A 12,242-nucleotide genomic window follows, 5' to 3' on the forward strand; every position below is an offset into this window, starting at 1 on the left:
TCCCTCAATCATCGTGGCCGGAAACCTGTTCGGCTTCCATGGCGGCTTGTGTTGCGACATCGAGCGGCAAAGGCACGGCGACAGGGCGCGGATCGCCCGTCACAATGGCACGACCGTAGGCGTAGCATTGCAGCGACAACCGTGCGCAAAGAACTGAAAAAGCCACGGGCGCGAGCAATTTCGCAGGCCAGATCGGCAGGCCAATGTCCATCGTGCTGTCGCGGCTCCACAGCGGCGAGGCGAAATCGAAGGATCGCTGGAAATGCGCCCAAGTGCCCCAGACGAGAAGCACCATCAAGATCAGCATGGCAAGCGTCGTGATGAGCTCGGCAATGTAGAGCGGGCGGCCCGACAGCCTGCCCACCAACATATCCATGCGAATGTGCCCGCCGTCGCGCTGCGTGAAGGAAATACCCATAAACGCAATCAGCGGCATGGCCTGTTGAATCCAGTCCACGTAGCCTGCGAGAGGCTGGTTCAGAAGGTTGCGCGAGGACACGGAAACCACCGCAAGGACCATGAGACCGAACACCGCGAACCCGCTGAGGAACGCCAGAAATGCTTCTAGTTTATAGAATGTGCGGTCGATGCGGCTAAGTGCGCTGTCGTCGACCAGAACCGATGCCGAGCCTGCCATGGGCTCTTCCCTCCCTTTTCAAACAGGCCCCCGCGCCGAAACTCTGCGCGGCGCGGGGGTGTCGTTTCTTGCGATCGTCGCGGCGCTTAGCTGCCGCTTTCGACCATCCCCGTCACCAGCTCATACAACTCCTGAGCGGGCAGGCCGCGCGCATTGTTGGCTTCAATCCATGCATCGGCAGCGGGCTGCGCGGCCATGGATTTCAGCTTCGCCAGATCGTCATCAGAGAAAGTCACCTTGGTGATTTCTTTCTCTTCGAGAAGCGGCCCCCATTTGGCCATCGTGTTGTTCTCGTAAAAGTCGATGTAATAGGTGATGGCCTCATCAATCGACCCATCCAGCGCCGCGCGTTCCTCGTCACTCAAGGAATCGTAAGCGTCGATGTTGACCACTACGGGGCAGTTCACAGCACCCGGATTGAGGTTGGTCGTCCACCACGTCGCAACATCGGCCACGCCGAAGGACATATGGGCGTGTGGGGCGAAAGCTGCGGCGCGGATCACACCGCTGTCCATCGACTGACGCACCTCCGTGGCAGCCATCGAAGTCGGCACGGCACCCACTTCGCCAAGTGCTGCACCGATGCCGCCCGTGGCACGCACGGTCAGCCCTTCGAGATCGGCAATCGACGCGGGCGCGTCCCCGACACCAGCAAGGTTATACTGCGGCAAGGGCGAGGGCATCAGAAGCTTCGCATTCCAACGCGCAAGATCAGCAGCAACGGCGGGATGATTGTAGACCGCCATCGAAATATCAGCCTCGGTGCGCAGATCGCCAATACCAAGGAAGGGAAGCTCCATCACCGTGATCGACGGGTTCTTGTCAGGGTGGTAGCCTGCGCAGAACTGCGCCATTTCAAATGCGCCGATGGAGATGCCGTCGAGGTTCTCGGTGTTCTTGGACAGGCCGCCATAGGAGATGTTGAGAGTGAACTCGCCATCGGTCTTTTCCGACACCAGTTCGGCCAGCTTCTCGACATGTTCGGTGAAGGCGCGGCGTTTGCCCCAGAGCGAGACGTTCCACTCGGTGGCCATGGCCTCAGATGCAAAAGCGACGGAAAGCGCCGCGACTGCGGCACGGCTAAGGTATTTACGCATGATGTTTCCTCCCAGAGTCATACGGTATGTCTGCGGCTATCATGCACGGATGTGCCGCTCTCACCTATGAAGGAAACTGCGCGAGGTTTCGCGCGGGCCCTGCGGATTTCCGCAGGGCTGCTCTAAAGCAATGCGTCCTTGTCCAGACCGAGCTTCACGATCTTCTCATTGAGTGTGCGCCTCCCGATTCCGAGGGCTTCGGCGGCGGCATCCATGCGGCCCTTGTTGGCGACGATTGCCTTGCCGATAAGTTCGCGCTCGAAAGCAGCAACCGCCTCACGCAGCGTGTCGGGGATGTCATCGAGATGAGGATGGTCGGCCGAAATCGCCTGCGCCATTGCCCCCGTCCCGCGCCGCGCCATCAGCACACGCCGCTCGCAGACATTACGTAGTTCACGGACGTTGCCTGGCCAGTCGTGGGCGAGCAACGCGGCCAGATCATCCTGTGTCATTTGCGGCACGGAGGTCTCGTAGACCGCTCCGTATTCGGAAAGGAAATGCGTGGCCAGCAAGCCAATGTCGTCGCGGCGCGCGCGCAGAGGCGGCATGGTCAGAACCACAGTGTTGATGCGGAACAGAAGATCGGCGCGCATCCGACCATCACGCACCGCCGCGTCCACATCTTCATTGGTGGCTGACACGATCCGCAGCGATACGGGCGTCGGCGCGGTAGCCCCCACAGGCAGAACCTGTTGCTCTTCGATCACGCGCAGGAGCTTGGCCTGAACCGCCATCGGACATGCACATATCTCGTCAAGAAAGAGCGTCCCGCCTGAAGCCGCGATCAGCCGCCCTTCGGACTGACCGATCCGCCCGAACATCTCCTCCTCGAAAGTATCGGCGGAAAGTGCAGCACAGTTGAGCGCGAGGAACGGACCATCGGCATTACTGCCAAGATCGTGCAAGGCACGGGCGACGAGCTCCTTTCCCGTCCCCGTTTCCCCACGGATAAGCACAGCAGCATCCAGCGGCGCAAGGTCGAGAATTTCCCCGCGCAACTCGGCAACTACGGGCGTCCCGCCAAGCAGGATTCGATCCAGTCCGGAGAGCTGCAAAAGCCGCTCGCGAAGCCTATCATTGCTTTGCGACATGCGGCGTTGCTCGGCGGCGTGGCGAAGGATGGTGAGCAGCCGACGTGGCTCGTAGGGTTTCTCGACGAAGCTATAGGCCCCCTTCTGGATCGCCTCGACTGCCATCGGAATATCGCCATGCGCGGAGATCAGAACGAGCGGCGGGGCCCAGTCCTGCGCGAGGCTTTCAAGCAAGTCCATTCCCGTCATCCCCGGCATCCGCATATCGGTCAGGATCACATCGGGGAGGAAATCTCCGAGGAACTCGGCCACTTTATCGGCGCGCGGCAAGGCTTCGGCGCGCCACCCTGCGACCTCCAAAAGCTCCACGAGAGACTGACGCATCGCGCGGTCATCATCGACCACAAGAATGCTGAATGGCTTGGTCACTGGCCGTCCTCCTCACCGTCACGCGCGGGAAAGGTCACGCGGAACACGGCGCCACCACTCTCGGCATTGCGCGCGCTCATCGTCCCCTCATGGTCTTTGATGATACTGGCGGAAATCGCGAGGCCAAGCCCCATGCCGCGCCCGCTCTCACGCGTGGTCACGAAGGGCTCCTGAAGATCGGCCAAGGTTGCCGCTCCCAGCCCGTGCCCGTTGTCACTGATCTCGATCCATACGTCACCATCGTCGGTTCCCATTGTGACGCGCACCGTGGGCACATCGACATCCTCAACCGCATCAACGGCATTGCGCAACAGGTTAGTAAACACCTGTTCGATCCGAAGACGGCTGCCGTGGACAAAAACGGGATCATCGGGTGCTTCGACATGCAGCGTTGCCCCCGCCGCCGTTAGGTTCGGCTCCACAAGCGCCGCCGCCGCGTGCAGTGCATCGCGCAAGTCCACGGCATCGAAGGGATCGCGGTCCGAGCGGGCAAAGAACTTCAATTGCCGTGTGATCCCCTCCATCCGCTCGACCAGATCACCGATCTTTTCCGTCAAAGGGCTTGTCGACCCCGCCCCAATTTCGGCGGCGGCGAGGTGATTGCGCATGGCGGCAATCGGCTGGCCCAACTCGTGCGTCACGGAGGCGGAGAGTTGACCGAGCGCGGCCAGACGGCTGGCGCGTTCCAATTCGCTTTGCGTGCGCTGCAAGCGACGCTCGGCGGTTCGGCGGACCTCAATTTCGCGTTCCAGACGCTCGTTGGCCTGCCGCAGCTGAGCCTCTTCTTCCTCGGACCTGCGCAGGGCGCGACCGATGCGTTGCGTGCGTTGATACTGGAAAACAAAGAGCGCAATCCCCGCCAACAAGGCGATGGCTGCCGTCACCAACCAGCTCAGCGCCACGGCACGATCATCGGCGGTGAAATAGTGCAATTCCCAGTCGTGCGGTGCTACCGCAGTTGTCAGGTGCAAGCGCTCTTCGCCGCCTATGGTGGCCTTCGATCCGCCCCTATCCACCCAGTCGAGCGGCGCGAGGGGCTGCTTCGAAAACTGGCGAGCCGCGACAATCGCCGCGCGCTGCTCTGCGTCCAACGGGCGCAGGACACGGTAACGCCACGCGGGGTCGGAGGCGAGCAGGACCACCCCGTCACCATTGGCCAGAATGACCTGCTCGCCCGATCTGCGCCAACTGTCTTCAAGATCAGCAAAGGCGATCTTGATCGCGATCACTCCTTGGACATTACCGCCACGATCCCGCACTGCGTCGGCGATGAAATAGCCCGGGAGTCCCGTGGTCGCCCCGATGGCATAGAACCGACCCTGACGACCCTCACGCGCATCCTGAAAATAGGGACGGAAGGCGTAGTTCTGGCCAAGAAAACTCGTGGGCGCGGCATGGTTGGAGGCCGCGATGGTCAGCCCGTCCCCGTCCATTAGATAGATCGCATCAAGCCCTGCGCGATCCGCGAAATCCTCCAGTCGCAGATTGAGCGTCACCGTATCGCCCCCCGTGGCCGTAGCGATCACATAGCTGTCGCGGGCGAGCACATGGGTGAGGTGCGAGAACCGTTCAAGTTCGGCGGATACAGAGGTGCGGTAGAGCGATAGCCGCCCTTCGGCCTTGGCCAGTTCTTCGGACTTGAAATAGCCATAGGAGAGGCGCTGCACCCCCATGGCTGCAAGCGCGATCATGAGCACGCATAAAAGAACGGTCAGAAGTCGCATGACGCACAGTTACGCGCGGCGCGCGACAAAAGGCAATCGTGGGGCGACAGTCAGCGGCCCAGTTTCTTGTTGGCGGCCTTGAGCGCGTTGCGGAATTTGGGTCCAGGCTTACGGGCCATCACCGCCTCGCAGTATTGCGCGACGAGGGCGGGTCGCCCCTTCTTATTCAACCGTTCCAGCATCTCACGCTGATAGCGGCGGTTGTCACGGCGCCCACGCAGAAGGTGATAGAAGCGCGCATTCGTCAGCGTGCCCTCAATCGCCCCTTCAACCACTTCGGTCAGAATGCCCAGCTGAATCCACATGGACGCGATGCGGTGCCCGAAATAGCGGCAGCGCATCTTGCGGATGTTCTCCCCACGAAAGAGCGCGGCATGCATGGCGTCGAGCGGTGCGAGAGGATCGTAGAACACATAGGCATAGCTGGCCGTGGCGAGCATGTCCGGGGCATAGCCATAGCGTGTGGAAAAATCGCGCGACCACGCCTTGCGATAACGCGTCTCCCAACTGGCATCCTCGCGCGAAAGCGTCGCTTGCGGCGAGATCGTAACGACCCCCGCACCGGGGCAAGCGGCAGAAAAGGCCGCAGCAGCATAGCCCCCCATGGAAGCGCCATAAAAGACCACGCGCTTGAACCCGTCGAAAAAACCTTCGTCGCGCAGTTGGTCGAAGAAGTCATAAACCGCCTCGTCACGATACCACGTCCAATCATGCGCCATCAGGCCAAGCATGGACCAGCCGCGCTTTTCGACAAAACCGAAGCCCCACGGCATCTTGCTTTCGCCGCCCTTGTAGACGTCATCGAGGTTTTCAAAGGTAACGATCAGCGTGTCACCGCGCTTGACGTGAAGCGCCGTATGTTGCGCTCCCAGTTCCTCATAGAACCCTTCCGCCGCGCCAATCTCGCTCAGACGGTCGCGCCACGCATCCTTGGTCGGCGCGGCATCGGCCGTCAGCGCATCACGCTCCATCACTTCTCCCCCTCGGAGAACAAGGTGGCCGCGCCTTGGGAAATGGTATCGCGACACTGCTTGACGAACTGTTTGTCCACGAGGAAATCGCGGGAGAGCTTGTCGATGGACGCATCCCCCTTGAGCGCGGCGAGGCCGACTTTGGCGCGGAACTCGGGATCATGGACTGGTGCATTATATTGCACCTTCTTTGCGGGGATCGGCGCAGCGTCAGTGTCAACTTTGTGTTTATCGAGCAAACGATGCATGAAAGAGCCGCGGCGCGGGCGATTGTTCTCTTTCTCCTGCAAACGCGGCTTCATCCTGCGCGCCCAGAAATGCACCCCGCGCGTGTCGTCCGTGAACCTCTCTTCGACGTTGAAGCGGCTCATGATCATATGGTTCCGCTCCTTGAAAGAGACGGGGTAGAACGCAGGTTCGGGCAGCGCATGTTCGATCTCACCTGTCTCGATCAGGAAATGGGTGACAGAGGCGGGCCCAGTAAATCCCCAGTTCTGCGCGGTGATATGGACAGGCCTGCCCGCGTCGCGCTCGGCTTCCAACTCGGCGATCTGCCAATCCTTGAGCCACGGCGCGATGGCGTATTCGTCCTTGAAGAACTCAAGAAGCCCATCGAGCGCCGCACTATTGCGTGGCAGGCCAAGCACCGCATTGCACACAAGCCCTGGCTTCTCCCAACCGTAGACGTGTGGCGTGTCGTAGTCGAAGGGACGGTAGCAATACATATCCGCGTCGACCCAGATCTTGTCGGTCTTTTTCAGCAGGTTCAGCCGCCACATATCGGCGTGGATCGCGGGGCTACCCGTGCGCACATGCCGCAGCATCGGCTCGGCGGGATAGATCTCGGCGGCGTCGGCAGTGTGGACACCCTCGGGGACATTCGGGATCGGCTCGTAGGAATAGAGCGTTGTGTGATGGCCCGCATCCGCGAAACTCTTAAGACACAACTGCTCCAGCCACGACAGGCGGCCCCCTATCCACAATGATGCAATCTCGGGAAGTTGGGCCATGGGTTTGCGTCCTGTATTGCTGACTTGCCGATGTGGCGAGGTGATCGCGGAACTGCCTTATAATGCGGTTTAACATATGGTTAAGCTGACCGCTATTGCGGGCAGTTTACGGTGCGCGCCCATTGACGTCCAGCGGGGCTTTGGCGCACCGTTCGGGTATTGCAATATGATCGGCTTGCTTGACTTCGCATGGGGCCTGTGAGACCAGAAAAGGGCGGGAAATGCGGCATTTGCCGCCGCTCGGACGCGCTTTGATCGAGCGATTACGGGCACAACGGACAGGTGGAAACAGTTTGCGTGCAGTTGCAATCACATGCATCCGCGACGAGGGGCCATGGCTGCTCGACTGGATAGCCCACCACCGCGCCCACGGGTTCACAGATTTCCTGATCGCCTCGCATGACTGTGCGGACGGCACCGATGCGCTGCTCGACGCACTCGACGCGGACGGAATCATCACACACCTTCCGTTTACGCCCAAGGGCAACAAGGCGGTGCAGTGGCAGGCGCTGAAACTTCTGCAATCCCATGCGCTTTACACCTCCGCCGAGGCGGCCATGTTCTTTGACGTGGACGAGTATCTGGTGCTGCGCAAGGGCAAGGCGCTGGTCGATCTTTTCGTCGAAGGGGCGCAAGCCGTTCCTCTGCGCTGGCATTTATTCGGGTCGTCGGGCCACGCGACGTGGGAGGATCGCCCCGTCACCGAACGCTTCACACGCTCCGCGCCCGATGGCGCCGCTCTGCCCGCGGGCCATATGTTCAAGACCCTGCACCACCCCGCCGCCTTCAACGGTCTCGGCGTCCATCGACCGAAAGGCCGTGCCCAGTGGCATTTCGCGAGCGGCAAGCGTGCACCGAAAGTCTTTGAAGAAAAACAGGCGATCATTCACCTTCTCGGCGTGCCGCAAAAAGACGAGATCGCATGGCTTAATCACTACGCCGTCCGCTCGATCGAAGAGTTCGTCCTCAAATCCGCACGCGGATTGCCCAATCATACCACACGGCGGGTGGATGTCGGCTATTGGGTGGAGCGTAATTTCAACACGGTGGAGGACAAGCGGATTGCATGGATGGCCGAGGCAACGGCACAATCCCGCGCCGATCTGGCACCCTACGACGCGCTTCACGAAGCCTGCGTCAAGCACCACAAAAACCACCTCGTCCGCCTCAAAAAGGACAAGGATGTCGTTGATATGATGTGGCGACTGGAAATGGTGCCGACCTCCTATCCACCCCGCGCCGAACGTTTTGCGGCGCATGTGGCCATGCTGAAAGGATTGGCGGCGCAAGAGGACAACGATGGCTGAATTTCTCACTCGCACAATCGACGCGCAGCTTTTCGGGAATGTCACGCTGCTGGAGGCTTTGGATCTTGGAGGCGGACGGGTCGAGCTGTTCTTTGATCACAGCACCCATCTGACGGGGGCGCAAACGGAGGCGCTGCTGAACGAGGCTCAGATGACGACGGTCGGCGGAGCGCTATGGGTGCGCGGCACCTCCCCCGCTCGACCACTCGTTGCCGAGATCGCAGGGAAGGCGCGCGAGATCGCATTGACGACACCCGAACCCGATCTCTTCGACGGACGCAATGTCGCTCTGGCCACGCGAAACGGGGAAACGGCCGAGATCGTGCTCGAATGGCTTGCGTATCATCACCGTCATCAAGGGCTGACAGGCGCGGTGATCCTTGACCGTGCGCACCCTGACAGAGACCCAGAATTCGTGGATGCCTTGCGCGACGGTGTGGCGGCAATGGAGGGCGACCTGCGGGTGCTGCACATTCACGCGACTGTGCCGCTCGGACGCAAGACGCAGCCCGCCGAGAGCCATCCCTTTTCGACCCCCGGTGCACCAGGCAAGGACCGAATGGACGTGCCCAATCCCGACCCGTGGGGCGCGCCGCTGGCCGATGTTCTGGTCTATGAATTGCTGCGTCGCCGCTTCCTCGAAAGCGCGCGGGGCGTGGCCAATATCGAGGTTTACGACCTCGTTCCCCGCAAGGGGGCCCTCACGATGTTCGACCTCGCTCAGAACGCCGACAACGGGGTCGTCCAACTGATCGGGCGTCAGACCTATCCATGGCGGACCAAGGGCAAGACACCCACTTTCGCCGACCACATCTGCGTACAGTTCGACAACCCCAGCCGCCGTGGTCGCTGGTGCGTGGCGCCTCGGAAGCTGCCCGCGGGCGCGGTGTTCCGCCTGATCCGCGTCGGCGGCGTGAACCCGACGGCTGCTTACGATTTCTACCGTTTTATGGGATTGCGTCACCGTGCGCCGAGCGTATCGAAAATCGTGCCGAAATCCTCCCTGATCGAATTCGAGCCACTGATCGAACTGGCGAAGACCGAATGGAATTACAAACCCGTTCGTATGCCCGAGGAGCGCGTCGGCAAACCACCGCGCGGTGACAACTCGGTGACGATCGTGACCTGCATGAAGAACGAGGGGCCTTTCATCCTCGAATGGCTCGCCTACCACCGCGCCATCGGGATCGAAGGGTTCCTCGTCTACACCAACGACTGCACCGATGGCACCGATGCCCTGCTTGATCTATTGCAGGACAAGGGACTCGTACAGCACCGTGACAACCCTTTCAAAGGCACGGGCCTGAAGCCGCAGCACGCGGCCTTACAAGCCGCCGAAAAGGAGGAGGTCGTCACGGGATCCGACTGGACCATCTCTATGGACGTCGACGAATTCATCAACGTCAAGGTGGGTGACGGGACGATGTCGGCGCTTTTCGAGGCCATGCCCGACGCCAACCTGATTTCCTGCACATGGCGGCTGTTCGGCAACGCGGACGTTCACGCCTACGAAGATGCCTTCCTGATTGACCAGTTCACCCAATGCGCGCCCGAATTTGCCAACAAGCCGCATCAGGCGTGGGGCTTCAAAACGTTGATGAAGAATATCGGACTGTTCAAGAAACTCGGCGTGCATCGCCCAAAGGGGCTCAAACCGCAAATCTGGGACAAGATCCGTTGGTACAACGGATCGGGCCGCCCCATGCCCCGCACCCATTTCCGCAATGCATGGCGGTCGACGAAGGACACCTACGGCTACGATCTGGTGCAGCTCAACCACTACGCTGTGCGCTCGGCGGAGAGCTTTCTGGTCAAGCGCGACCGTGGCCGCGTGAACCACGTGGACCGCGATCAGGGTCTGGCCTACTGGTTCCGCATGAACAACAACTTCGAGGAAGAGACCTCGATCCAGCGGATGCGCGGACGGCTACAAGCGGAGTATGACCGTCTTCTGTCCGACCCCGACATCCGCGCGCAACACGAGGCCTGTGTCGCGGCACACCGTGCGAAGATCGAGGAGCTGCGCGCCACAGAGAATTACGCGAAATTCTATGAGGAACTGACGAGCGACCGAATGCAGCGCCTGAGCAGGATGCACAACCACTTCGGCGCGAACGTGTTCCTCAACGGTCCCGAATGCGTGCCTGACGAGGTGCTGGACCGCGATCTCGACGAGAGGTATTTCTTCACCGTCCCGCGGCGCGAAACAGCGCATTAGCGCAAGCCGCACAGAAAGCGACTCGGATTGGGACAATCTTGGAAGGGACGAGCAAAATGCGCGTTAATCTACACGTTGGAATGCATTTCAGTCGCACGTCGCGGCTTGTGCGTGCGGTGCGTCTCAACGAGAAGAATTTTTCACGGTATGGTGTGAAGGCCCCGCCCGTCAAAGGTTACCGCACCCTGATCAAGGAAGAGCTTGCCCGTCTCGACGGTCTACCTCCCACCCGTGACGAGGCCCGCGCTCTTGTGCACAGCATCTGCGAGGAAAGCGAGCCACGAAGCTTGGTGCTCATCGAGGAGGAATGGTCAGGCGCGATCAACGACGCCTTCAAGGACGAAATGCTCTATGCCTCCATCGGCACCAACGTCCGGCAAGTCGTCGAATTGTTCCAGACCGAAGACGTGCACCTTTCCTTGGCTCTGGTGAACCCCGCGACCTATATTGCGGGAGTTCTGGGCGTCGAGCGCGTTGTGGGACAGGCGAAATGGTTCGTGCGCAATGTCGATCCCGAGAAGATCTCGTGGCGGGCGACGATAGTTCGCCTGCTGGCCGAGGTGCCAGATGTTCCGATCACTCTGTGGGCGGAAGAGGACGCTCCGCTTGTCTGGGCCCGCGCGGTGCGGCGCATAGCCGACCTGCCCGATGACACGCCGATCCGTGCAACCTACCTTGCTTTGCGCGAAGTTCTGACGCCTGAGGGCTTCGACCGCCTACGCACCTATCTGGCAAAATTCCCGCCGAAAACGCCCGCCGCGCGGGAGCGGGTGATCATTGCCTTTCTCAACAAGTATGACGCCGCGCCGGTCTACGGCCCCGAGGGCGGGATCGAGGGCTGGGACGCGGCGGCGCTGGACACGATCACGGAGCGCTACGAAGCCGATATCGCAGCACTCGCTACACACCCGCGCATAACAGTGATCCAGCCCCACCTCGCCACCGAGAGTTAACGCCAGATCAGGCGTTCTCTGCCGCGGTGCGAATGGCGCGGATATTTTCGCCGTAGGGTGTGGGGTTACTAACCGATCCGCCCTTGAACGCCGCCGAACCCGCGACCAGAACATCCGCGCCCGCCGCACGAACAAGCGGCGCAGTGGACGGGTCTACACCGCCGTCGATCTCGATATGGATGGGACGATCCCCGATCATGGCGCGCAATTCTCGCACCTTTTCGATCTGGCTATGAATGAATTTTTGACCGCCGAATCCAGGGTTCACCGTCATCACACAGATCACATCAACCATGTCGAGCAGATGCGTGACGGCGGAGGCTGGCGTCGCGGGATTGAGCGCCACGCCCGCCTTGGCCCCCGCGCCTCGGATCGCCTGCACTGTGCGGTGGATATGCGGGCCTGCCTCGACATGGGCGGTGATCACATCCGCGCCCGCTTCGGCAAAGGCGTCGATATAGGGATCAACGGGGGCGATCATCAAATGCACATCCATGACCGTCTTGATATGCGGGCGGATCGCTTTGCACATCGCGGGACCGAAAGTGAGGTTCGGCACGAAATGCCCGTCCATGACATCGACGTGAATCCAGTCCGCCCCCTGTGCCTCAACAGCCTCGATCTCCGCGCCAAAATTGGCGAAGTCAGCTGCAAGAATGGACGGTGCGATTTTGACGGATCGGTCGAAGGTCATGGGCGATTCCTCGTAGGTCTAAGCTCTCTGCGCGATGCAATACAGGCTCGCAGGCGCGCTGTCACCTGTCGCCAGTGTTGCTCAAAGACCGTGCAAAAGGGCTCCGAAACGCATTCGGGCGCGCGTTTACACGTTTCCGCGTCGCATGGGGCAGGTTTCGTGCTACCCTCA

Annotated in this window: 10 protein-coding genes; 3 read left to right on the forward strand and 7 right to left on the reverse strand. The window is 60.9% G+C overall.

All coding sequences use genetic code 11. From position 1 onward, the window contains the following. Positions 1-4: 4 nt before the first annotated feature. The 6 genes from ACN0SC_RS04185 to ACN0SC_RS04210 all read right to left on the reverse strand — a co-directional run bounded on the left by ACN0SC_RS04185 (position 5) and on the right by ACN0SC_RS04210 (position 6,899). A complete protein-coding gene (locus tag ACN0SC_RS04185; protein ID WP_417248394.1) occupies positions 5-637 on the reverse strand; it encodes a TRAP transporter small permease subunit in 633 nt (210 codons plus the stop codon). 86 nt (positions 638-723) lie between these two features. After that, positions 724-1,734, reverse strand: coding sequence for a C4-dicarboxylate TRAP transporter substrate-binding protein (locus tag ACN0SC_RS04190; RefSeq protein WP_417248395.1), 1,011 nt, complete (start codon positions 1,732-1,734; stop codon positions 724-726). 122 nt (positions 1,735-1,856) lie between these two features. Next, complete coding sequence (locus ACN0SC_RS04195; RefSeq protein ID WP_417248396.1) at positions 1,857-3,194, reverse strand: sigma-54-dependent transcriptional regulator; 1,338 nt, start codon at positions 3,192-3,194, stop codon at positions 1,857-1,859. Continuing rightward, positions 3,191-4,885 (reverse strand): sensor histidine kinase, encoded by a 1,695-nt coding sequence (locus ACN0SC_RS04200; RefSeq protein ID WP_417248397.1) that lies wholly within the window; start codon positions 4,883-4,885, stop codon positions 3,191-3,193. Before ACN0SC_RS04200 ends, ACN0SC_RS04195 begins: the two co-directional genes overlap by 4 nt. An 83-nt stretch (positions 4,886-4,968) precedes the next feature. Beyond that, the gene (locus tag ACN0SC_RS04205; protein ID WP_417248398.1) at positions 4,969-5,889 is read right to left on the reverse strand and encodes a phosphoadenosine phosphosulfate reductase; all 921 of its coding nucleotides are present in this window, start codon (positions 5,887-5,889) and stop codon (positions 4,969-4,971) included. After that, a complete protein-coding gene (locus ACN0SC_RS04210) occupies positions 5,889-6,899 on the reverse strand; it encodes a hypothetical protein (protein WP_417248399.1) in 1,011 nt (336 codons plus the stop codon). The genes ACN0SC_RS04205 and ACN0SC_RS04210 overlap by 1 nt, the downstream gene beginning before the upstream one ends. Positions 6,900-7,192: 293 nt before the next feature. Between ACN0SC_RS04210 and ACN0SC_RS04215 the strand changes: the two genes are divergently transcribed. The 3 genes from ACN0SC_RS04215 to ACN0SC_RS04225 are packed head-to-tail and all read left to right on the forward strand — an operon-like array spanning position 7,193 to position 11,377. Next, on the forward strand, positions 7,193-8,206 hold the full coding sequence (locus tag ACN0SC_RS04215; protein ID WP_417248400.1) for a glycosyltransferase family 2 protein: 1,014 nt from the start codon (positions 7,193-7,195) through the stop codon (positions 8,204-8,206). Continuing rightward, a complete protein-coding gene (locus tag ACN0SC_RS04220) occupies positions 8,199-10,424 on the forward strand; it encodes a glycosyltransferase family 2 protein (RefSeq protein WP_417248401.1) in 2,226 nt (741 codons plus the stop codon). The genes ACN0SC_RS04215 and ACN0SC_RS04220 overlap by 8 nt, the downstream gene beginning before the upstream one ends. A 56-nt stretch (positions 10,425-10,480) precedes the next feature. Beyond that, positions 10,481-11,377 carry a hypothetical protein gene (locus tag ACN0SC_RS04225; RefSeq protein ID WP_417248402.1) on the forward strand — a complete coding sequence of 299 codons (897 nt, stop codon included), beginning with the start codon at positions 10,481-10,483 and terminating at the stop codon, positions 11,375-11,377. A 7-nt stretch (positions 11,378-11,384) separates the two neighbouring features. On the opposite strand, the gene rpe is transcribed toward ACN0SC_RS04225, so the two are convergent. Further along, entirely contained in the window at positions 11,385-12,071 is a 687-nt protein-coding gene (rpe, locus tag ACN0SC_RS04230) for a ribulose-phosphate 3-epimerase (RefSeq protein WP_417248403.1), read from the reverse strand. Positions 12,072-12,242 lie beyond the last annotated feature (171 nt).

Source organism: Celeribacter sp. (genome assembly GCF_048261515.1).
Classification (GTDB): Bacteria; Pseudomonadota; Alphaproteobacteria; order Rhodobacterales; family Rhodobacteraceae; genus Celeribacter.